Genomic DNA, 22,520 nt, shown 5'->3' on the forward strand with positions numbered 1-22,520 from the left:
ATTTTTTAAAGAGCTGAAATCATGGACATTCAATCAGAGAAATTAGAATTGATAAAAATGTTATTAGAAACTGATGACAAAACGATAATCGAGGCTATAAAAAACATTTTCAAAACACAAAAAAAAGATGTCTGGAAAGAACTATCTCCTGAACAACAAGAGGAAATTGATCTTGAAATTCTAGAGGCAAATCGCGGAGATCAAGTTGATTTATAAGAAATTCATTTGTTACAATATATAATTATCAAGACTAAATTGTTAATTTACAATCTAATATGAAAGGACCTTTATTTTACTCAAAAATATTACTCTTTGGAGAATACGGAATTATTCGTGACTCAAAAGGGCTTTCAATCCCATATAATTTTTACAATGGTGCACTTAAAAGAGATGAAAATCCAACTGAAGAAGCCATCAAATCAAATGGTCACTTAAGACGTTTTGTAACGTATTTAGAAACTTTACAAAACGAACAATCTGACTTAGTTACTTTTGACTTGACTACATTGAAAAACGATGTGGAGACCGGAATGTATTTTGATTCCAGTATCCCACAAGGATATGGTGTAGGCAGCAGCGGCGCACTTGTAGCCGCGATTTATGATAAATATGCACAAAATAAAATCACGGTTCTGGAGAATTTGACCCGTGAAAAATTATTGCAATTAAAAAATATATTTTCTCAAATGGAGAGTTTTTTCCACGGAAAAAGTTCTGGTTTAGACCCTTTGAATAGTTATTTGAGTATTCCTATTTTGATTAATTCTAAAGACAATATTGAAGCAACGGGAATTCCTACTCAAAGTTTTGACGGAAAAGGCGCTGTGTTTTTATTAGATTCAGGAATTGTCGGCGAAACTGCTCCGATGGTAAATATTTTCATGGAAAATCTGAAAGACAAAGGTTTCCGTGCAATGTTGAAAAATCAATTTGTGAAATATACAGATGCTTGTGTAGAAAACTTCCTTGGTGGAGACATGAAATCATTGTTCATGAATACCAAAAAATTATCAAAAGTCGTTTTGAATAACTTCAAACCAATGATTCCGGAACAATTTCACGGAATTTGGCAGCAAGGAATTGATAGCAATGATTACTACTTAAAATTATGTGGTTCTGGTGGTGGCGGTTACATTTTAGGTTTCACTGAAGATTTAGAAAAAGCTAAAGCTTCTTTAAAAGATTACAAACTAGAGGTGGTCTATCAGTTTTAAAAAATTGTAACTACTACAAGTTTAAACTGACAGCACAACTTTTTGTAATACAGAGTATTTCGCTAGTATCCTTATTACAGCCATATTCCATTTTTTTTGGAAAACAACTAATTTCAAATTATAAAAACACGAATTTACTGGGGCATAGAACCTTATACTATTCGTGTTTTTTTATGCTTTTATGGCAGTTCTTTTATTGAAAATGATACTTTTTTTTAGAAAAACCTTAAAACAAAAATCAAGTTGTTCACTACAAATAAATTTAAAATAAATCTTACATTTCAATAGAAAACATCCTATCTTTAAGCATCTGATTTTTTTGCCGCACTACCAACAAAAAAAACTATATGACTGAAAATAAAATTCTTGAAAATTTTAAGCGAAGCAATATTTTCATTCCTCTGATTATAGTAGTTATATCCTGCTCTTCGTTGATTATCATCAACTACCTAACCATTAAAATCTTGTCGGCATCCCGAGCGTATGTAAATGGCGAATCACATTATTCAAAAGGACAAAAGGATGCAACACGTCACCTTATTACGTATTTATTTACTAATGACACAAGTCAATGGAAATTATTTAACGACGAATTAAGTGTTCCTAAAGGAGATAAAACTGCGCGAATTGGCTTAGTTAACAATACTGACATTGAAATAGTCAAAGATGGATTTAGAGCTGGTCGAAATGACGAAAGAGATCTTGATGATTTAATTTGGTTATTTAAACATTTTTACTCTGTTTCCTTTTTAGCAAAAGCAATCAATGAATGGGAAAAAGGAGATCAATTAATTGACCAATTAGCATTGATTGGAAATCAAGCCCATAAAAAAATAAGCACCAATACTTTAAGCACAGATGAAAAAGAAAAAATTTTCCAACAAATAAATAGCCTCACCCAAAACCTAACAATAAACCAGCGTAATTTCTCTGATTCACTAGGAGAAGGCACTCGCTTAATTAAATCCTACCTTCTTTATACCAATATTTTTTTTACGTTTATAATTATAGGAAGTGTCAGTATTTATTATTCACTAATGATTAAAAAGCTAAGAAGCTCAAAACAAGAAACAGAAGACAAAAATAGAAATTTAATAATAGTCAATAAAGAACTTGATAAGTTTGTATACAGTGCTTCTCATGATTTACGATCGCCCATCTCTTCCTTAAAAGGGTTAATAGAGATTGTAAAATTAGAAGATGATTTGGATGAGATTAGAGATTATTTAGACTTAATGCATCAAAGTCTTGACAAACAAGATCAATTTATTAGGGATATAATAGATTATTCCAGAAATAAAAGAAAAAAAGTAACCACAGCATCTGTTAGTATAAATGAAATTATAGACGAAATTATTTCTCAACATTTTTACATAAAAGGGACAAGTGAAATTACCATCAAAAAAAACTTATCTGTTGATGAAGTCCAAAGTGATGGTTTACGATTAAAGATTATCTTAAATAACTTACTATCAAATGCTATAAAGTATTCTGACGAGAAAAAAGAGACGCGTTATATTTCTATAAAAACGTATACCAAAGGGGAATTTTACCAAATAGAAATTGAAGATAATGGTATTGGAATCAATAAAGAATACCTAGTCAAAATTTTTGAAATGTTTTTTGTAACCAATAACAGTAAGAGAGGTTCGGGTTTAGGTCTTTACTTAGTAAAAGAAGCTGTTGAAAATCTTAATGGAAATATAACCGTAGATTCCAAAATGAATATAGGAAGTAAATTTATAGTAACCATACCTATAAAACATGAGGGCCAATTATAAAGTTTTGATAATTGACGACAATCTAATTGATCAAATTGTCACGAAACAATTACTAAGAAAAAAACTGGGTATAACTGAAATAAGTACTGCCAATAATGGTAAAGAAGGAATTCAATGGCTTACTAATTACAACATCAGTGCTGAGGAATCTCTGATCATTCTATTAGACATTAAAATGCCTGAAATGGATGGATTCGAATTCCTTTTAGAATATGAAATGTTCTCAGAAGAATTGAAAAAGAAAACTCAAATTTTTATGCTTTCCTCTACATTAGACCCTAACGACATTAAGCGAGCAAAAAACAGTACATGCGTCAAAACTCTTTTGAGTAAACCTTTACCAATTAAAAAATTTGGTGAAATGATTTATCCAGATGCTCCCCTGTAATAACTAATTTATTTTGAATTAAATGAAATTAGACTTATCAATATAGCATATATCTAAATAAAGGACGTATTTCCCTGTATACTTATAAAAGAGTTCCTATTTATGAGTTTTTATAACCAAATCAAGTTAATTTTAAAAACAAAATCCTAAATTTGAAAATGAATAGGCAAGTTTGCTATACCGATGTAAAAACTTGACAAAAAACTACTAATAAAAAATGTTAAGCAGGCAACAGAAGCTTTTAGTGATGAAAATTGTCAGTTTATTCTCTGTAGTCAGAGGATACAACATTCCAATAATAATTTTGGCGCAATACCTTTCGGCTATATTTATTCTTGCTCCCGAAAAAAGAGCATTGGATATTCTGCTTGACTTCAATTTGTTTATACTTGTTTTTGCTTCTTCGCTTACAATTGCTTCTGGATATATCATCAATAATTTTTACGACAGTCGAAAAGATTTAATCAATCGTCCTAATAAGTCGATGCTAGATCGATTAGTGAGTCAAAAAACAAAACTGAACGTCTATTTTACACTCAATTTTATAGTGGCTTTAATGGCTATGTTTGTTTCGTGGCGCGTGTTTTTATTTTTTTCTGGGTACATATTTTTCATCTGGTTTTATTCTCACAAAATAAAAAAATATGCAATAATAGGAAACTTGACTGCTGCTTTGCTGGCCGTTTTACCTTTTTTTGCCATACTGTTGTATTTTTATACTCGGATTCCATATGAAGAGATTGAAAATTATAAAAGACAGCTTGGCGTTATTTTTTCTCATGCCTCTTTTTTGTTTTTATTGCTGTTGATTCGGGAAATGATTAAAGACTTAGAAAACCTAAAAGGAGACATGGCAAATGATTACAAAACGATTCCTATTGTTTACGGCGAAGAAATAGCTAAAAAAATTATTACTGTTTTGACAATTCTGACTATCCTTCCAGTGTACGCTTTAATCGATATTTACGATGTGGGTTACATGGATGTTTATTTTTATTCTTGTCTGATTGTACTAATTTTTTTCTTGGCTTACTTGTGGAAATCAAACACAAAAGCACATTTTTTATTGCTTCACAACACTTTAAAATTCCTCATTGTGGCTGGAGTATTTTGCATAGTGCTTATCAATCCAAGCGTTTTATGGCACGGAAAAAAATTGTTGATGACGGTTTAAAACATTTTCTGCTTCGGGATTATAAAAGGTTAAAAACCATTTCTCAAAAATCCCCAAATTCCTCTATTTGGTTAGACCCGATAGTCCCGAAGCTTCGGGAGAAATCCTTATATTTTTTACTGTCAAAAAAATAAAAGATTGTAATGAATAGCGGGAATAGCTCCAAAAAATGAAACTAAAACGTATTAATTAGCTTATAAACTAGATAGTTAGCGTTTTTATAATTGGCTATTATTGATTGTCAAGTATATAAATAGTATCTTTGCACAAATTATTGGAATATTATGAATAACAAGGAAGGCAATAATAAGAAAAGTGGTCCAAGAGCAGCTAGCTCAAGACCAAGTTCGAATAAGCCAAAACCTGCCATGCAGAAGCGCGCTCAAGGGCCGAAAAAAGTTAAAGTAAATACTAAAGTTGCCGATATCGCTACTGATAAAGTAGAGAAAAAACCAAATCAAGCACCAAAGAGACCGAAAGTAAAAGACGAAATTCGTTTGAATAAATACATTGCTAATTCTGGTGCATGTTCGCGTCGTGATGCGGATATTTATATTCAATCCGGAACTGTGAAAGTAAACGGAATTCCTGTTACCGAAATGGGATATATGGTAAAACCTGGAGATGTTGTGAATTTTGATGGTGCTACTTTGACACCAGAGAAAAAAGTATACATTTTACTGAACAAACCTAAAAACTTTACGACTGCCATGGACGAAGGTCAGGAGTATCGTAATGTATTGGAACTGGTAAAAGGTTCTACGACTGCAAAAATTGGTGCAGTTGGAAGAATGGATAAAAATACAACTGGATTGTTATTGTTCACAAATGACACGGACATGATTCGTAAGTTTACGTTACCAAGTCAAAAATCATCTAAAATTTACCAAGTTTCATTAGACAAAAACTTGAAATTTGAGGATTTAGAAAAAATAAACAAAGGTTTGACTCTTGACGGACACCGCGTTTTTGTGGAAGATGTAAGTTACATTGACGGAGAAGCTAAAAGTGAAATTGGTTTGCAACTAAGATCTGCTAACGTAAAAGTGGTGCGTTCTATTTTTGAACACTTTAGTTATGATGTATTGCGTATTGACAGAGTTTCTTTTGCTGGTTTAACCAAAAAGAATTTGCCAAGAGGAAACTGGAGATTGCTTACTGAACAAGAAATTATCAATTTGAAGAACGTTTAATATTTCTTTGAAATTATAAAAATGAAATCCCTTCCGTTTACACGGAATGGGATTTTTTTAATTAAAAATTCAATCCTAAATTAGTATGACACCAGAAAAACTACAATCAATTGCTTTTAAATGGTTTGAAACTTTCAACAATAAAGAATTAGAAAAATTATTGTCTTTATACGATGAAGATGCTGTGCATTTTAGTCCAAAACTAAAAATGTACAAACCGGAAAGCGACGGTTTTGTTACCGGAAAAGAAGCATTAAGAGAATGGTGGAAAGATGCTTTTGAGCGTTTGCCCAGCTTGAATTATAAGGTGAAATCGCTAACTGCAAATGGAGATCGCGTTTTCATGGAATACATAAGAACAGTTACCGGTGAAGAGGATTTACTGGTGGCGGAAGTATTAGATATCAGAGAAGATAAAATAATTGCTTCCAGAGTGTATCACGGATAAAAAAAGATTTTTTTCAAATCTTTTTTTAAGGATATAGAAAAATAGAAACCTAAAATCCCATTCGTTTTAAAGCGGATGGGATTTTTTTTGCGAATAAGAACTAAAAACAGAAAAAGTCCATGTTAAAGCATTACAAATAGAAACATATTTGGGAAATAATTAATTTTTTTTGAATAAATTAGCTACAATTATTTAACCATCATCCATTATGAGAAAAATAACCGCACTTTTCATCACATTGACAACCTCTATATTGCTGGTCAACTGTAAACCTGAAGACAAAAAAGAAGACTTTGGTAGTCTGACAGAAAATTATTTTGACGATAAAAACGCTATGAGTCCATTGGATGCAACGCAAAATGGTCAAAACGAGTATAATGATCAGCTGCAGTTTGAAATGACAGACAGTTATAGAAAGTCGCAAGAAGCTTTCTTTGACAAATACCAAACTGCCTTAAAAACTATTGATAAAGAAAGCTTATCTGAAGAAGAAAAAAACAGTTACGAAATCATCAAATGGGAAGTTGAGATTGGGAAAGACTTATTAAAACAACCTACTAACCTACTTCCAGTACATCAATTTTGGGGAACACACCTAACGTTGGGACAATTTGCTGGCGGAACCGGAGCACAGCCTTTTAAAACAGAAAAAGACTATACTAATTTCCTGAAAAGGATGGACAAATATGCTGTTTGGATAGATTCGGCTATGGTGTATATGAAAAAAGGAATGGCAAAAGGAATTGTGTTGCCAAAATCATTAACAACAAAATTAATTCCACAATTTGCTGAAATGGCCACGCCAAAAATCGAAGATAATTTATTTTACTCGTCGATAAAATTGATGCCTCCTACTTTTTCTGAAGCTATAAAAAAAGACTTAACCACAAAATATACGGCCACTATCAATGATAAATTGATTCCGCAATATAAAAAAATGGCTGATTTCCTGACCAAAGAATACCTATCTGCATCAAGAGCAACCAGTGGAATAGGAAGTTTCCCTTTTGGAAAGGATTTGTACGCTACCTATGTAAAACAATGGACTACAACCGAAATGACTCCGGAGCAAATTCATGAATTGGGATTAAAAGAAGTAGCCCGATTGAATGCCGAAATGGAAAAGGTAAAAACTCAAGTAGGTTTCAAGGGCACTTTATTAGCATTCTTTGAAGAGGTTCGAAATAAAAAGGAATTAAAACCTTTCAAAAACCCTGAAGAAGTGATTGCTAATTTTCAAAGTATCTATACCCGAATCAAACCCAATGTAGACAAATTATTCGCATTGCAACCCAAAACAAAATTTGAAATCAGAAGAACGGAAGCCTTTAGAGAAAAAACCGCCAGTGCTGAGTACAATCAAGGAACTGCTGACGGCAAGCGTCCCGGTATTTTTTATGTTCCAATTCCTGATGTAGCGAATTATAATATGTATGGTGATGAAGATTTGTTTTTGCATGAAGCGATTCCGGGACATCACTTTCAAATATCCTTACAACAAGAAAACCAAAGTCTTCCTGACTTCAGAAAATTCAATTGGTTTGGCGCCTACGGCGAAGGTTGGGCTTTGTACACGGAAAGTTTAGGAAAAGAACTGGGACTGTATCAAGATCCGTATCAATATTTCGGAATGCTGGGTAATGAAATGCATCGAGCAGTTCGATTAGTTGTTGACACCGGATTACACTCCAAAGGCTGGACCAGAGAACAAGCCATTAAATATTCGTTAGCAAACGAAGCCGAAAGTGAAGCGAGCATTATTCCTGAAATAGAGCGTTATATGGCGATTCCAGGACAAGCTTTGTCCTATAAAATTGGCCAGCTGAAGATTATGGAGCTACGCAAAAAAGCCGAAACTAAAATGGGTGCAAAATTTGACATTAAAAAATTCCATGAAAAGGTATTGGAATCCGGAGTAATGCCATTAGCATTATTAGAGATGAAAATTAATGCTTGGATAGAAAACAAATAATTTTCAGGTATAGATATAAAAAAAGCTTCTCGATTGAGAAGCTTTTTTTTGTGCGGATAATAGTTCTACAACTTCTTAATTTGTAAGAATCTTTAAAACCTTTAAAAATCCAGTAAAAACAATCCTTTTAAAGGTTTTAATTATTTTATTCCTACAAGTAAATTAACCCAAATTCAGGCTAATTCAAAATAATTAAGATATTTTCGGCAATATTTCGGCAAAAATATTATATTTGATTTCCTATTAAATCAACTATGAAAGTACGCTTCTTCGTTATAAAATCGAAAACTGATTTGACCAGCATTCATGTCCGTTTTTGGGACAGTAATAAAATTGACCAGAAAACCAAAACTGGATTGATGGTGAAATTCAGCAACTGGAGCCCTACCAAAGAACAGGTCAAAAGTATAGATATTACTCCTGAAAAAGATTTAATCAATAGTACTATACGAAAAATAGAGAATTATCTCGTTGAACAATACAATACCGAGTATATTAATCAGCAATACATCAATAAAAATTGGCTTAAAGACAAAATCAAAGACTTCTTTGGGAAGGCTGATAAAACCGAATTGCACAAAATCTATTTTACAGATTGGGTACAAAAATACATTGACGAATCCCCTACCCGACTTTACAAAGGCTCACCGGTTAAAAAGAGAACGATTCAACACTATCAAACTACAAAGTATAAATTAGATGGTTACGAAAGTTTTTATAAAACTAAACTGAGGTTCCAAGATATCAACCTTGAGTTTTATAGAAATTTTTTGTTCTATTGTCAAAAAATAGAAAAAATAAATAACAATACTATTGGAGGATATATTACTAATTTCAAAAAGTGGTGTAAAATTTTAGACATTGAAGGACTCCCTATAAATCAACAATACAGACATTCCGAATTTGCAACAATATCAAATGAAACCAAAGATGTTTATCTCACGGAGGAAGAAATCAACAAAGTATATAATCATGACTTTAGTGACTCTGAACGATTAGACAACACGAGAGATAATTTCATATTTGGATTACGTACAGGGTTACGAATTTCTGACTTCATGAGTTTAGAAAAATATAATTTCGTTGGCGATTATATTGAAATAGTAACAAGGAAAACAGCTCATCCTGTTGTTATACCTATGCATCAACAACTAAAAGAGATCTTGGCAAAAAGAAATGGTGAATTACCCAAGCAAATATCTGATGCCAAATTTAATGACTATGTAAAAGATGTTTGTCAAGAAGTTAAACTAGAGGAAATGATTGAAGGTGCTAAAATGATTGTCAAAACTGCAGATGATGAATTTTTCCCCGACATAACTCTTATTTCAAAAAATAAAAGCCGTAAGGTATTTGGTACATACCCGAAACATGAACTTATTACTTCACACACCTGCAGGCGTTCATTTGCTTCAAATCTATATGGTAAATTACCAAACGCTACGATAATGGCTATTACAGGACATAAAACAGAAGCTCAATTTTTGAAATACATTAAAATTACTCCTAGAGAGAACGCAGAAAAATTAAAAGAATATTGGGAAAAACAAGATGAAAATGACAAATCAATATAAATATATTAGCAAGCCTTATACATTGGATGAATTAGTTAATGGTAATCCAATTTTTAAATTTTATTGCGACTTTTTTAATGAACTTTATGATTGGAAACAAGAACAAAACTATTCAGAAGACTCTGACTTCATCTGCATTGATCATCTTGAATTAATTTTTAATGAGTTTTTAAACTTTACTTCTTTGTTAATGTATGATAAGTCAAGTTATAACGACACTTTGAAAAAAGTATCACTAACGTCAGATGAGCTAGAAAATTTTTGGTTTTTAGCAAGCATAATTCCATATGTGTTAGAAAATAATTATTTACTATCTGATTCGAAAATAGCTGAGAAAGCGTACAATCATCTATTTAAAGTTACCGATTCTGATTATGTATTTGATGTCAATAATAAATTACATAACATTATACATAACTATATTGAAAATCTTAAAAATACTCTTACTAAAGAAAACATACACGATTTGATTTATTTCTTTGATTTATCTCAAATAAAAATAATTAATGACCTCAGTACAGCACTCTTGGCTAAAGGGAAGAGAAAAGGAAATCCTCTTGAATTTATATCTACCAAATCAGAATCAATTAAATTATTAGACACCTCTCTACAAGTTTTGCTCTTTGAACAAATAATGAAAATTGAGAACTGGGATCAAGTATCTTCGAATAAAAAAGGACAACTTTTACGCCTCTTAATCAGCAAGAATGACAGCAATATAAAAAAAGTATATCTTGAGTTGGAAAAAAAACCATCTCAAAATACAAAGAAAATTTTAGAGGACAGGGAAAAAGCCTTCGAGATTATAAAAGAAATTTTGGGGTGATTTATAGGGTCACCCCAATGATTTTAAACAGAATCATCCGAGTTAATTTTGGATAATATTCATTAAAGAAATGATTATTTATCTAATCAAAATTAACTAAAATGTCAAAAGAAATTCTTCAAGTCGAAAACACCAACTCTGATGATTTAACCAACAAAATCGTCAAAGACGTTATTATTGGACTGAAAACTTTTTGGAGCCAAAATCAAAACAACAGCGAAATCATTCTCTCCAGGGAAGAAGCGGCAAAGCTACTTTCTATTTCCCTTGTGACTTTATGGGACCTCACCCGTAAGGATAAAATCCCCGCTTTTCGTATCGGTAACAAAGTCCGATATAAAAAAAGCGATGTGCTAAATGCACTAACCAAAAAAAATCAATTTTAATCCTTTAAAACTGATTTTTATGGAGCCGTATAACCAAGATTTATTGCCGGATGCCTTCTATCATCTTGACAATTTGAAATTTAATTTAACAAAACTAAAATTAGCATATAATAGAGACCGGGCAATAGTGAACCATATTGATAATTTGCTCAAAGACTGCGAACTCATACAACTTATCGTTCAAAGTTATGATAGTTACAACTTCCGACTTTTATGTAATATGATAAATAATTCCTTTGCTGACCCTAACTCTCATGGTGTATTAGTATTCATTATTAAGAAACGATTTGGTGAAAATTACGATAGAGGCAAATTGAATCACATAAAATTTCCAGCATGAAAGAGTATATCCGTGTTGGAACTGAATACTTTAAGCTAGTAGATTTCCCACTGATGAGTGGTGATTCTTCAAAATCATTAATAAAATGGAACAAACAAACCATAATTGATGATTTTGGAAAAGACTCGTTAAAGAAAATAAAAAAATACGAAACGTTTTGCACCTTTCCATCCCATTTTGAATACAAAAGAGAAATTAACAATTTTTACAATAAATATGAACCTTTGTCTTACCAATTTCAAGAAAAAGGAGAGTGGAAAAATATCGAGATGTTTTTACATCACATGTTTGGAGAACAATATGACATCGGTTTAGATTACCTAACAATCCTTTGGAAACATCCAACGCAAATATTACCGATCCTTTGTTTTGTAAGTACAGAAAGAAATACAGGCAAGAGTACCTTTTTAAAATTACTAAAATTAATTTTTGAAGGGAACATGACGATCAATAAAAACGAGGATTTTAGAAGTCGATTTAATTCCGATTGGGCTAACAAACTAATCGTTGCTGTAGATGAAGTACTTTTGGATAAAAAAGAAGATAGCGAACGCATTAAAAATCTGTCGACTTCTAATCATTACAAAAGTGAAGGAAAGGGAGTGGACAAAGTGGAAATAGAATTTTTTGGCAAGTTTATTTTATGCTCTAACAATGAAGAAAATTTTATTAAAGTAGATGATTTAGAAATTCGGTATTGGGTTATTAAAGTAAGTTGTTTTTCAGGTGAAAATCCAGATCTTTTGGAACAAATGAGAAAAGAAATTCCATATTTTGCAAACTATTTGACAGATAGAGCTATCATTTCAAAAAGAGTTAGTCGCATGTGGTTTGCAAAAGAACAAATCTACACTGAAGCGCTTGAAATATTAGTTAGAGGCAACCGCACTTCAATTGAAAAAGAAATCGAAGAATTTTTAATTGATGAGTTCAGTAAGCTAGGAAAAGATGAACTATATTATTCGATTTCAGATTTAGTTGAGCAACTCAATAAGAGAAACATCAGAGCTAATAATAGCTATATTTCTAAAATTCTAAAAGAGCATTTCAAACTTGAATCTAAAAATAGCAGTTATAAACTTTACAAAATGGATTATAGCAATTCTTTGAATGAAAACTTCACCGTTTATTTTGAAACCAAAGTTGGTCGATTTTATACCTTTAAGAAAGAAAATTTTATAATTAACTGTTGAATTGTTTACAATTGAACGTAAACCTCGCACTAATAGCATCTCACATATCAACTATAAATCAACAATTGTTCAACGAAATCTAATTGGCAAAAAATCATAAAATTAATTGTTGAAACCTTGTTGAAAAAATGTTGCAAAGTCAACCTGATAATAGATAGGCTTTGCAACGTTTTTCAACACATCAACGATTATTAAGCAATTAGTATACGCTAAACAAAAAAATTAGTAATTAATTGAGTAAAAGTATCCGTTTCTTTTGGTAAACACTTTGCATGCATATTTTTAACACTGTTTGTATAATTATTGCAATCATGATGTTGTGTATTAATTCAAAAATCACGTTAACGGTAGAAAAATCCCCGTTAACGGTTTTCTGTTTACATGGTCAAAACATGGTTTTATGTAAGAATACTACATCGTGATCCCGTTAATTCCCGTTAACGATACAAAAAAAACCCGTTAACGGGATAAAAATTTCACGTTAACATGATCTGTATAAAAACGCCACTTTTTTATACTACACAACAAATCAATATCACTAAAAGTGGGTATAGTAAAATCTCATAAGACACCATTTATTTACACAAATGACTTTCGAATCAGTCAAACGGCATGTGATTTATTAGTAAAATTGTTCAGTTTACGGTTTTCCTCATTCATCTTAGTTAAATATTCGATACTTTAGCAATCGAATTATCAGATTTTAATTTAAAATCAATCCCTTAATGACATTCAACGAAGATTCCAGAGTAAAAATACCCACCTTACTCCATTTAACCCGTTTAGGATATACTTACATTTCGCTGAAAAATGCAGTATGGGATGAAAACACCAACATTTTTACTACTGTTTTTATAGACAGTATTTCTAAAATTAATTCGGGAATTGAGCCTTCTGATGCAAAACGATTATTGAATGAAGTTTCCTTATTGCTCGATAATGAAGATTTAGGAAAAGCTTTTTATGAAAGAATTACGGAAAGGTCTGGAATTCGATTAATTGATTTTGAGAATTTCGAAAACAATACGTTCAACATTGTAACCGAACTGACCTGCAAAAAAGATGATGAAGAGTTTCGGCCGGATATTACGCTATTGATTAATGGAATGCCATTAGTCTTTATTGAAGTTAAAAAGCCTAATAACCAAGATGGTATTTTAGCGGAACATAAACGAATTGAAAGACGTTTTCAAAATAAAAAATTCAGAAAGTTTGTTAATAGTACCCAATTGATGGTTTTTTCCAATAATATGGAGTATGACGATAATTCGCCAATGCCAATTGAAGGGGCTTTTTATGCTACGGCATCGTATCAGAAACCATCATTTAACTATTTTAGAGAGGAAGATAAATTTGATTTAGATTCACTTCTTTCCATTTTTGATGATGAAAATGAAACTTTAATTTTAAAGGATAATAATCTCGTTGGGATAAAAAATTCACCTGAATTTATAACTAATAAAAATCCGAATTCCCCAACCAATAGAATTTGCACTTCATTATTCCAAAAGGAACGTTTGCAATTTATGTTGCAATATTCCATTGCCTATGTTAAAGGTTCTAAAGGTTTGGAAAAACACATTATGCGTTATCCACAGCTTTTTGCCACGAAAGCAATTGAAGCCAAACTGGAAGAAGGAGTTAAAAAAGGAATTATCTGGCATACACAAGGAAGTGGGAAAACAGCTTTAGCCTATTATAACGTTAAATACCTCACTGATTATTTTCAAAGTAAAAAAGTTATCCCAAAATTCTATTTTATTGTAGATCGGTTGGATTTATTAATTCAAGCAGGAAAAGAATTTAAAAGCAGGGGTTTAGTCGTTCATAATGTAAATTCAAGGGAAGAATTTGCAAAGGATATTAAATCAACCAGTGTTATTCATAATAATTCTGGTAAAGCGGAAATTACCGTAGTTAATATTCAGAAGTTTCAGGATGATCCTGATGTGGTACGGAATACCGATTATCAACTCAATATTCAACGGGTGTATTTCTTAGATGAAGTACACCGAAGTTATAACCCAAAAGGAAGTTTCTTGGCCAACCTTAACGAATCAGATTCCAATGCGATTAAGATTGGTTTGACTGGTACACCTTTGTTGGGTACTGATTATAATTCTAAAGTATTATTTGGTGGTTATATTCATAAATATTACTACAATTCCTCTATTGCGGATGGCTATACTTTACGTTTAATACGGGAAGAAATTGAAACCAATTATAAGCTAACACTGAAACAAGCTTTAGAAGAAATTGAAATTCTAAAAGGAAATGCCGACAAGAAAATTGTCTATGCGCATCCGAAGTTTGTGGAACCCATGCTTGATTATATTGTTCAGGATTTTGAGAAAGCCAGAATTGCCATGAACGACAATACAATTGGTGGCTTGGTGGTTTGTGATTCTTCGGAACAAGCTAAAATGCTGTTTGAAATATTCGAATCGAAATATGCTATAAATACGACTAATGATAGTGGATTGTTGCAAGCTGCCGAACCCTCAGAAAGTTATGGATCTAAAAAGAAAGCCGAAAGTAAAGTAACCACTGCTGCGGTGATCCTTCATGATATTAGCACCAAAGAAGAGCGCAAAAATAAAGTAGAAGAATTCAAAGACGGCAACATTGATTTTTTGTTTGTGTACAACATGCTTTTGACTGGTTTTGATGCACCACGATTAAAGAAATTATACATTGGCCGTGTGATTAAAGCACATAATTTATTGCAAACCTTAACCCGTGTTAATAGAACTTACAAAGAGTTTAGATACGGTTATGTAGTCGATTTTGCCGATATTCAAAAAGAGTTTGATAAAACCAATCAGGATTATTTCAACGAATTGCAATCAGAATTAGGGGATGAAATGGAGCATTATTCCAATATCTTCAAATCGCAGGAGGAAATTAATGCTGAAATCAGAGAAATAAAAGACGTCTTGTTTCATTTTGATACAATGAATGCTGAGGTTTTCTCACAACAAATTACCCAAATCAACGACCGAAGTGAAATTTTAAGAATCACCCGAGTGTTGAATAATGCCAAGAGTTTGTATAACTTGATTCGACTGTCCGGAAATTATGAGCTGTTGGAACAACTCGATTTTCATAAACTGACAGTTTTATCCCGTGATGCTAATAATCGTTTGGCATTGATTAATGCAAAAGAAGCCTTAGAAAGTAATATTGATACCTCTAATCTTTTGAATATTGCTCTTGAAGACGTTATTTTTGCTTTTGTAAAAGTCAAGGAAGAAGAAATGGTATTAGCAGACCAACTCAAAAACATTCTTCAAAAAACCAGAGAAATATTAGGTGGTAATTTCGACCAAAAAGCACCCGAATTTATTTCGTTGAAAGAAGAACTGGAACGCTTATTCAAAAAGAAAAATTTGAATGAAGTGACCAAAGACGAAATGGAAAGTAACATCGCAGCACTAGAAAAGATTTATGTAAAAGCAAAGGAATTGGAACGAAAAAACCAATTGCTGAGAGCCAAATATGATAATGACGAGAAATACGCTCGCCTGCACAAACGCTTAATGGAAAAAGATCCTTTGACGGATAGTGAAAGTAAATTGTTTGATGCTTTGCAAGGATTGAAGAAAGAAGTTGATGCTCAAATTATTCAAAACTCGAAAATGCTTGAAAACGAGAGTTTTGTAGAACGAATGATGATGCGATTGGTGATTGATCAATTCAAAAACAAACAAAAGATTCCACTGGATGCCAATACAACTAAGCGCATTAACGGAATGATTGTAAAAGAATACATGAATGAATTTTATGGAAGAACAGCCTAATATGAATACGGGAGAAATACTTTTATATCAAAATCAAGATGGCAGCATCAAAATTGATGTTCGGCTCGAAGAAGAAACTGTTTGGCTAACTCAAGACCAAATGGCACAATTATTTGGCAAAGCTAAATCTACAATTAACGAGCATATTAAAAATATTTTTGAAGAAGGAGAACTTCAAGAAGAATTGTGCATGCACAAATTCGGAATTTCCGAATTTCAGCAAAAAGCACCTAATTATTACAATCTTGATGTTATAATATCGGTAGGTTATCGAGTAAAATCGCTGCAAGGAACTCAATTCCGTATCTGGGCAACCCAACGCTTAAAAGAATACATTGTAAAAGGTTTTGCCTTGAATGACGATCGTTTCAAATCGGGTTCGTCAATGAATTATTTCAACGAATTGCAACAACGCATTCGGGAAATACGAATATCCGAAAAATTCTTCTACCAAAAAATAAAAGACATTTATACCACAAGTATTGATTATGATTCCAAAGATGAAAAAACAATTGCTTTTTTCAAAATAGTGCAAAACAAACTGCTTTGGGCAATATCTCAAAATACAGCTGCTGAATTAGTCTATCGAAGAGTGGATGCGACGTTACCACTTTTAGGGATGCAATCCTATGATAAAAAAGAAGCCAAATCAATTGCAAAAACTGAAGTTAGTGTAGCCAAAAACTTTCTCAATGAAGATGAAATGATACTATTGGGATTGTTAGTCGAACAGTATTTGGCATTTGCCGAAACCATGGCGCAACAGCAAACCCCAATGTATATGAAAGATTGGACCGCCAGATTAGATAGCATTCTACAACTCAACGGAAGAGAATTACTGACACATGCGGGGAAGATAAGTCATCAAATGGCTTTGGATAAATCATCTGGTGAATTTGAAAAGTTTAAAGAAAAACAAAAATCAATTGAGATCGAACAAAGCTTAAAAGAAATTGAAGCCGATATCAAAAAATTAAAAAAATAAAATGACTACTACCATACAGTTTGAAAAGCAAACCAAAAACCTCATAGACGATTTAAAAAGTGTTTGTGCCAATTATGGTTTGGGAAATGACGGAAACGAATTCAAGATTATCACCCAAGTATTTTTATATAAATTCCTGAACGACAAATTTGTTCATGAAGTGAAACAACTCGACGACAAAATAGCAAAAGCCGACAATTGGGAAGCAGTTCTAAGAGAATACAATGAAAACGACTATGAAATGCTGATGATGCAAATGAGCGAAAGTACCGCCCGCTTGCAACCCAAACATTTTATTTCCAGTTTGTTCGAAAGACAAAATGAAGCCAACTTCTCGGATATATTTGACAATACCTTACTGGATATTGCAAAAGAGAATAGTGCTCTGTTTTCAGTCATTACCGAGGGTGGCGAGAAAATTATCTTGTTCGAAAACATCAGTAAGTATGTAACGGACAAACGTGATGATTTTTGTAAAGCCATTATCAATAAGCTGATTAATTTTAGTTTTGAGAATATCTTTCATGAAAAGTTTGATTTTTATGCTACGATTTTCGAATATTTAATCAGCGATTACAACACCAACAGTGGCGGAAAATATGCCGAGTATTTTACCCCACATGCAGTAGCCAAAATCATGGCACGTTGTTTAGTGAGCGAAAACGTGAGCAATGTGACTTGTTATGATCCAAGTGCGGGTTCCGGAACGCTTTTGATGAACTTGGCGCACCAGATTGGTGAAGACAAATGCACCGTGTATTCTCAGGATATATCGCAAAAGTCCTCCAACTTGTTGCGACTGAATTTAATCCTGAACGATTTGGTACACTCGATACCGAATATTGTAAAAGGAAACACAATCCTCGAACCGTACCATAAAGACAAAAACGGACGTTTGCAACAGTTTGATTATATCGTGAGTAATCCACCGTTTAAGTTGGATTTCTCAGATTATGTGGAGGATTTGGACAGCAAAGAAAACCACGAACGCTTTTTTGCAGGAATGCCCAATATTCCAAAAGCCAAGAAAGACAGCATGGCTATTTATCCTTTGTTTGTACAACACATTATGTATTCGCTTACCGCCAAAGGGAAAGCGGCCATTGTAGTACCAACGGGATTTATCACCGCACAAAGCGGTATCGAACGCAAAATACGCGAGCAAATGGTAGAACGCAAAATGCTACGAGGTGTAGTAAGTATGCCGAGCAATATTTTTGCTACTACAGGAACCAACGTTTCTATTTTATTTCTCGACAAAGAAAACACTAAAGGCGATATTGTCTTAATGGATGCTTCTAAACTAGGAACTACTGTAAAAGAAGGCAAAAACCAAAAAACATTATTATCACCACAAGAAGAAGATTATATCATTGATACATTTAACCAACACGAAGCCAAGGAAGATTTCTCGGTTGTGGTTTCCTATGATGATATCAAAGCCAAAAATTATTCCTTGAGTGCCGGACAATATTTTAAAGTAAAAATTGAATATACGGATATTACTGCTAAGGAATTTGAAGACAAAATGAAAACTTTTGAAACCAATTTAAGTTCGCTTTTTGAAGAAAGTAAAACTTTGGAAATGGAAATTCAGAATAATTTGAAAGGATTGAAGCATGGAATATAAACTTTTAAGTGATATTACAACTAAAATTGGTAGTGGTGCAACACCTAAAGGTGGAAGTAGTGCATACCAAGATAGTGGCATTTCATTAATAAGAAGTCAAAATGTTTTAGATTTTAAATTTTCTAAAGATGGACTAGCCTATATTAATAAATTACAAGCAGATAAACTAAATAATGTAACGGTACAAAAAGATGATGTTTTATTGAACATTACTGGAGATTCAATCGCTCGAACTTGCATTGTTCCAGATGAAATCTTACCAGCTAGAGTAAACCAACATGTTAGTATTATAAGAAGTAAGGCTGGTTATAATCCAAGATATATTCATTACTATTTAATGAATATGAAGCCATATCTACTTCAAATATGCGGAGTTGGTGGAACAAGAAATGCATTAACTAAAGAAGCTTTACTCAAACTACCAATTAAAATTTCTCATCAACAAAATAAAATAGCCAAAGTCCTTTCGGATCTAGATGCCAAAATAGAACTCAACAACCGCATCAATACCGAGCTGGAAGCTATGGCAAAAATGCTTTATGACTATTGGTTTTTGCAGTTTGATTTTCCTGATTCCAATGGAAAACCGTATAAAACTTCTAGAGGAAAAATGGTTTGGAATGAAGATTTGAAGAGGGATATTCCTGAGGGTTGGGAAGTGAATGAATTAGGTAATATTTTAAATACTGATCTTGGCGGTACACCTTCAACTAAAATCGAGAAGTTTTGGGGAGGAAATATACCTTGGTTAAATTCAGGAGAGATTGCAAATTTTCCAATAGTTGAATCAGAAGCTCATATTACAACTGAAGCTATTTTAAATTCAGCAACAACACTAATGCCAGCAGGAACTTGTGTTCTATCAATTACTCGGCATTTAAGACCATCTATTTTAGCTATAGAAGCTTGTGCAAATCAATCTGTTGTTGGAATTTTTGAATCAGAAAAATTTAAATCTTCATTTATTTATCCATATTTGAAAAATGAAATTCCTAGATTAATGACTTTAAGATCCGGAGCACAACAACCACATATAAACAAAGGAACTGTAGATGAATCATTAATGATCGATCCTTCAATACTTGTTTTAGAAAAATATTACAAAAAAGCAAATCCAATTTATAAACAAATCATAAATAATTCATTCCAAAACCAAGAATTATCCTCGCTTCGGGATTGGTTGTTACCTATGTTGATGAATGGCCAGGTGAGTGTCAATGATGAGGAGGAAGAGTTGGGGATGGTTGCGGAACCAGTAGTTGAGTATAAAGAAATTAAAACGAACAAAACAAGAACTGATAAATCTGAAGCTTTTTTAAAGAAAGTTATGTTGGGTTGTCATCTTGTTTATAGGTTTCATCAAGAAAGAGAATTTGGACATATTAAGTTTATGAAACTTTTGTATTTGTGTGAACAAGTAGGAGAAATGAACTTGATGACAAATTATCAAAAAGCCGCAGCAGGTCCATTTGATAAAAAAACGTTAGCATCAATCGAAAAATATATTCAAACGTCTGGTTGGTTTAAAATAAACAAAGAACCATATACAGGTTCAAATGGAAAAGTTTATGAGAGAACTTTTTACTCGCTCACGGGCAAATCTACTGACTACCAAAAATATTATAATAACTATTTTGAATCAGAAAAAGATAAAATAGAAAAACTTATACAACTCTTCAAAGGAGCAAATTCAAAAAAATGTGAAATAGTAGCAACTACGTATTATGCATACAATGAACTATTGAAAAAGAATGTTCTAATAAATGAAAATAGTTTAATCAAAGGCTTTTTTGAATTTCATCCACAAAAAGGAAAAAACTTCAAAGAGTTTGATGTAAAAGAGCAGTTACCTTGGATGAAAAATAATGGGGTTTATCCTAAAAGACAAATAGACTAATTTATGAGTACTTTTATTAATCTCTCGCCTAAACAATCAAAAAATATTGATAACGCAATTTTTAAAAATGCTAGACAATTAAGAAAAGATGCGCTGCTAATAGTAGAAAAGAATAAATCTTATAGTAGTGCAAACTCATTATTGATACTTAGTTCGGAGGAAGTTATAAAAGCGATATTGGTTTTGTTGCATAGTGAAGGTTATGAAGTGTATCAAATAAGTGATGCTAAAAAGTTCTTTTATAATCATGAAATTAGACATCAACTGGCACAACTTCTTGAGATGACCGCTGGTTTTATTGAAAGCGTTCAGAAATATGAAAATAGAGCACCAGTTAAATTATTTAAAACTAATAATGTTTTTGGAGGGTTTTTAAATTTTGTACATGAAATAGCTACAGCGTCAGATCCTTTTGTTGATTCAACAAAAAGGATTAAAGATTTAGAAAATTTCAATGATAATAAAAATAATGGTTTATATGTTGGCTATAAAGATAAATTGATCATACCAAAAGAGAAAATCACTGAAGCTGAATATAGAAAAACCAAAGAGATTGTAGAGCGAATTTTTAGAGTTTACAAAAAATTGAGAATCCTTTATCATCCTTGTATTCATAACCGTAAAGATCAAGAAGAAATTGAAGATACAAAAATGAAAATGAAGATTTTTATTGATGAAGGTATGGAAGGGTTTTCGTTTAAGGAATTAAGTTTTAAATAAATATATTAAGAAAGTATTAATGTTAGTCTACGGATTATAAATACAATAGAGAATCATATGGCATTTTTTGGAAATATTTTTACTGCCGAAATAATTGCACGCATTTTTTACAATGCTGACAAAAAAGTTAGACAAGAAATAATTAATGATCAAGATATTTTAGAAACAAATGAAAGAGATAGGATATCTGCTTTATGTACTCGTATTAGAGATAAAGTAAGTTCAAATCCATTTATTCGTTCTGTTTCAGTTCAAGCTCATGCAAGAGACACAACTCAAAGAGATGCTCTTTTTGTTTTTAGATATGGAAATGAAATTAAAATCGGATTAGTTGAAGCAAAATTATTAAGAATTCGAAATTCGAAATTAAATAAATCTTGGGATTGGGAAATAAGTAAAACAGACAAAAACTCACATTTTACCAAGCAAGTAATTAATCAACAAAATTGGCTAAATCAAGCTGCTGTTTGGGAAATGTTTATTCCTAATTGTCCAATCGGAATACATACTCCTCCATTTGAAAAATATGGTTCTTCAAATATATGGGCAGATGAAACTTATAAATCTTCTAAAATATCAAATCCGAGTGAATTATGGACTTATCAAGATGTCTTAGATCTTAAAGAGGAATATTTGTCTTTATATGATATCATTAAAGCAATTATGAAATGTCAAAAAGGCATAGTTCACGATGTAACTGGTAAATCAGAAATTATTATTCAAAATGATAACGGAACACCAATGAATATTCCAATACCAAGAAATAATGTTGATTATTTTCGAAGAATAAGAGATTTTTTGTCGGAAAGTAAGAATATAGAGTCTTATAATTATTATAGATTAGATGATGTTTTTGAAAGCGTAAAGGATTACAAAGAAATTAAGGAGCTTTTTATTCCAAGTGGGGTCAGAAATAAACGTTCTTTTAATGATGAATCATTATCTGAATATTTAGGTATAGTAAACGACTCTTTTGAAGTTGTGAAAAATGATATTTAA

Annotated in this window: 18 protein-coding genes; all 18 read left to right on the forward strand. The window is 32.0% G+C overall.

Features of this window, described 5'->3' with window-relative positions:
* Positions 1-21: 21 nt before the first annotated feature.
* The 18 genes from QLS65_RS10555 to QLS65_RS10640 all read left to right on the forward strand — a co-directional run bounded on the left by QLS65_RS10555 (position 22) and on the right by QLS65_RS10640 (position 22,520).
* Positions 22-216, forward strand: coding sequence for a hypothetical protein (locus QLS65_RS10555; RefSeq protein ID WP_282713198.1), 195 nt, complete (start codon positions 22-24; stop codon positions 214-216).
* A gap of 59 nt (positions 217-275) precedes the next feature.
* The gene (locus tag QLS65_RS10560) at positions 276-1,214 is read left to right on the forward strand and encodes a mevalonate kinase family protein (RefSeq protein ID WP_282717496.1); all 939 of its coding nucleotides are present in this window, start codon (positions 276-278) and stop codon (positions 1,212-1,214) included.
* Positions 1,215-1,561: 347 nt separating this feature from the next.
* Entirely contained in the window at positions 1,562-2,995 is a 1,434-nt protein-coding gene (locus QLS65_RS10565) for a sensor histidine kinase (protein ID WP_282713200.1), read from the forward strand.
* Positions 2,979-3,383, forward strand: coding sequence for a response regulator (locus tag QLS65_RS10570; RefSeq protein ID WP_282717498.1), 405 nt, complete (start codon positions 2,979-2,981; stop codon positions 3,381-3,383). Before QLS65_RS10565 ends, QLS65_RS10570 begins: the two co-directional genes overlap by 17 nt.
* A 217-nt stretch (positions 3,384-3,600) precedes the next feature.
* Positions 3,601-4,557 (forward strand): geranylgeranylglycerol-phosphate geranylgeranyltransferase, encoded by a 957-nt coding sequence (locus QLS65_RS10575; protein ID WP_282717500.1) that lies wholly within the window; start codon positions 3,601-3,603, stop codon positions 4,555-4,557.
* 284 nt (positions 4,558-4,841) lie between these two features.
* Positions 4,842-5,750, forward strand: a complete 909-nt coding sequence (locus QLS65_RS10580; RefSeq protein ID WP_282713203.1) for a pseudouridine synthase — start codon at positions 4,842-4,844, stop codon at positions 5,748-5,750.
* A gap of 85 nt (positions 5,751-5,835) precedes the next feature.
* A complete protein-coding gene (locus QLS65_RS10585) occupies positions 5,836-6,198 on the forward strand; it encodes a nuclear transport factor 2 family protein (protein WP_099713694.1) in 363 nt (120 codons plus the stop codon).
* 208 nt (positions 6,199-6,406) lie between these two features.
* Positions 6,407-8,170, forward strand: a complete 1,764-nt coding sequence (locus QLS65_RS10590; RefSeq protein WP_282717504.1) for a DUF885 domain-containing protein — start codon at positions 6,407-6,409, stop codon at positions 8,168-8,170.
* A 254-nt stretch (positions 8,171-8,424) separates the two neighbouring features.
* The gene (locus tag QLS65_RS10595) at positions 8,425-9,744 is read left to right on the forward strand and encodes a phage integrase SAM-like domain-containing protein (protein WP_282717506.1); all 1,320 of its coding nucleotides are present in this window, start codon (positions 8,425-8,427) and stop codon (positions 9,742-9,744) included.
* Positions 9,728-10,570: a hypothetical protein gene (locus QLS65_RS10600; RefSeq protein WP_282717508.1), complete on the forward strand. Its 843-nt coding sequence runs from the start codon at positions 9,728-9,730 to the stop codon at positions 10,568-10,570. Before QLS65_RS10595 ends, QLS65_RS10600 begins: the two co-directional genes overlap by 17 nt.
* A 101-nt stretch (positions 10,571-10,671) precedes the next feature.
* A complete protein-coding gene (locus tag QLS65_RS10605; RefSeq protein WP_282717509.1) occupies positions 10,672-10,956 on the forward strand; it encodes a helix-turn-helix domain-containing protein in 285 nt (94 codons plus the stop codon).
* A gap of 336 nt (positions 10,957-11,292) precedes the next feature.
* The gene (locus QLS65_RS10610; RefSeq protein ID WP_282717511.1) at positions 11,293-12,489 is read left to right on the forward strand and encodes a primase-helicase family protein; all 1,197 of its coding nucleotides are present in this window, start codon (positions 11,293-11,295) and stop codon (positions 12,487-12,489) included.
* Between the two features lie 725 nt (positions 12,490-13,214).
* Entirely contained in the window at positions 13,215-16,289 is a 3,075-nt protein-coding gene (locus QLS65_RS10615) for a type I restriction endonuclease subunit R (protein ID WP_282717514.1), read from the forward strand.
* Positions 16,264-17,274: a RhuM family protein gene (gene rhuM, locus QLS65_RS10620; RefSeq protein ID WP_282717519.1), complete on the forward strand. Its 1,011-nt coding sequence runs from the start codon at positions 16,264-16,266 to the stop codon at positions 17,272-17,274. The genes QLS65_RS10615 and rhuM overlap by 26 nt, the downstream gene beginning before the upstream one ends.
* Position 17,275: 1 nt before the next feature.
* Positions 17,276-18,904, forward strand: coding sequence for an HsdM family class I SAM-dependent methyltransferase (locus QLS65_RS10625; protein WP_282717525.1), 1,629 nt, complete (start codon positions 17,276-17,278; stop codon positions 18,902-18,904).
* Positions 18,894-20,801 (forward strand): restriction endonuclease subunit S, encoded by a 1,908-nt coding sequence (locus QLS65_RS10630; protein WP_282717527.1) that lies wholly within the window; start codon positions 18,894-18,896, stop codon positions 20,799-20,801. The genes QLS65_RS10625 and QLS65_RS10630 overlap by 11 nt, the downstream gene beginning before the upstream one ends.
* 3 nt (positions 20,802-20,804) lie before the next feature.
* Positions 20,805-21,521, forward strand: a complete 717-nt coding sequence (locus QLS65_RS10635) for an AbiV family abortive infection protein (protein ID WP_282717529.1) — start codon at positions 20,805-20,807, stop codon at positions 21,519-21,521.
* A gap of 57 nt (positions 21,522-21,578) precedes the next feature.
* Positions 21,579-22,520: a hypothetical protein gene (locus QLS65_RS10640; protein ID WP_282717531.1), complete on the forward strand. Its 942-nt coding sequence runs from the start codon at positions 21,579-21,581 to the stop codon at positions 22,518-22,520.

Source organism: Flavobacterium algoritolerans, from assembly GCF_030010385.1.
In the GTDB taxonomy this organism is placed as follows: Bacteria; Bacteroidota; Bacteroidia; order Flavobacteriales; family Flavobacteriaceae; genus Flavobacterium; species Flavobacterium algoritolerans.

Coding starts and splice junctions, on each gene's coding strand:
- QLS65_RS10555 (WP_282713198.1), top strand. CDS start 22: ATGGACATTCAATCAGAGAAATTAGAATTGATAAAAATGTTATTAGAA.
- QLS65_RS10560 (WP_282717496.1), top strand. CDS start 276: ATGAAAGGACCTTTATTTTACTCAAAAATATTACTCTTTGGAGAATAC.
- QLS65_RS10565 (WP_282713200.1), top strand. CDS start 1,562: ATGACTGAAAATAAAATTCTTGAAAATTTTAAGCGAAGCAATATTTTC.
- QLS65_RS10570 (WP_282717498.1), top strand. CDS start 2,979: ATGAGGGCCAATTATAAAGTTTTGATAATTGACGACAATCTAATTGAT.
- QLS65_RS10575 (WP_282717500.1), top strand. CDS start 3,601: ATGTTAAGCAGGCAACAGAAGCTTTTAGTGATGAAAATTGTCAGTTTA.
- QLS65_RS10580 (WP_282713203.1), top strand. CDS start 4,842: ATGAATAACAAGGAAGGCAATAATAAGAAAAGTGGTCCAAGAGCAGCT.
- QLS65_RS10585 (WP_099713694.1), top strand. CDS start 5,836: ATGACACCAGAAAAACTACAATCAATTGCTTTTAAATGGTTTGAAACT.
- QLS65_RS10590 (WP_282717504.1), top strand. CDS start 6,407: ATGAGAAAAATAACCGCACTTTTCATCACATTGACAACCTCTATATTG.
- QLS65_RS10595 (WP_282717506.1), top strand. CDS start 8,425: ATGAAAGTACGCTTCTTCGTTATAAAATCGAAAACTGATTTGACCAGC.
- QLS65_RS10600 (WP_282717508.1), top strand. CDS start 9,728: ATGACAAATCAATATAAATATATTAGCAAGCCTTATACATTGGATGAA.
- QLS65_RS10605 (WP_282717509.1), top strand. CDS start 10,672: ATGTCAAAAGAAATTCTTCAAGTCGAAAACACCAACTCTGATGATTTA.
- QLS65_RS10610 (WP_282717511.1), top strand. CDS start 11,293: ATGAAAGAGTATATCCGTGTTGGAACTGAATACTTTAAGCTAGTAGAT.
- QLS65_RS10615 (WP_282717514.1), top strand. CDS start 13,215: ATGACATTCAACGAAGATTCCAGAGTAAAAATACCCACCTTACTCCAT.
- rhuM (WP_282717519.1), top strand. CDS start 16,264: ATGAATTTTATGGAAGAACAGCCTAATATGAATACGGGAGAAATACTT.
- QLS65_RS10625 (WP_282717525.1), top strand. CDS start 17,276: ATGACTACTACCATACAGTTTGAAAAGCAAACCAAAAACCTCATAGAC.
- QLS65_RS10630 (WP_282717527.1), top strand. CDS start 18,894: ATGGAATATAAACTTTTAAGTGATATTACAACTAAAATTGGTAGTGGT.
- QLS65_RS10635 (WP_282717529.1), top strand. CDS start 20,805: ATGAGTACTTTTATTAATCTCTCGCCTAAACAATCAAAAAATATTGAT.
- QLS65_RS10640 (WP_282717531.1), top strand. CDS start 21,579: ATGGCATTTTTTGGAAATATTTTTACTGCCGAAATAATTGCACGCATT.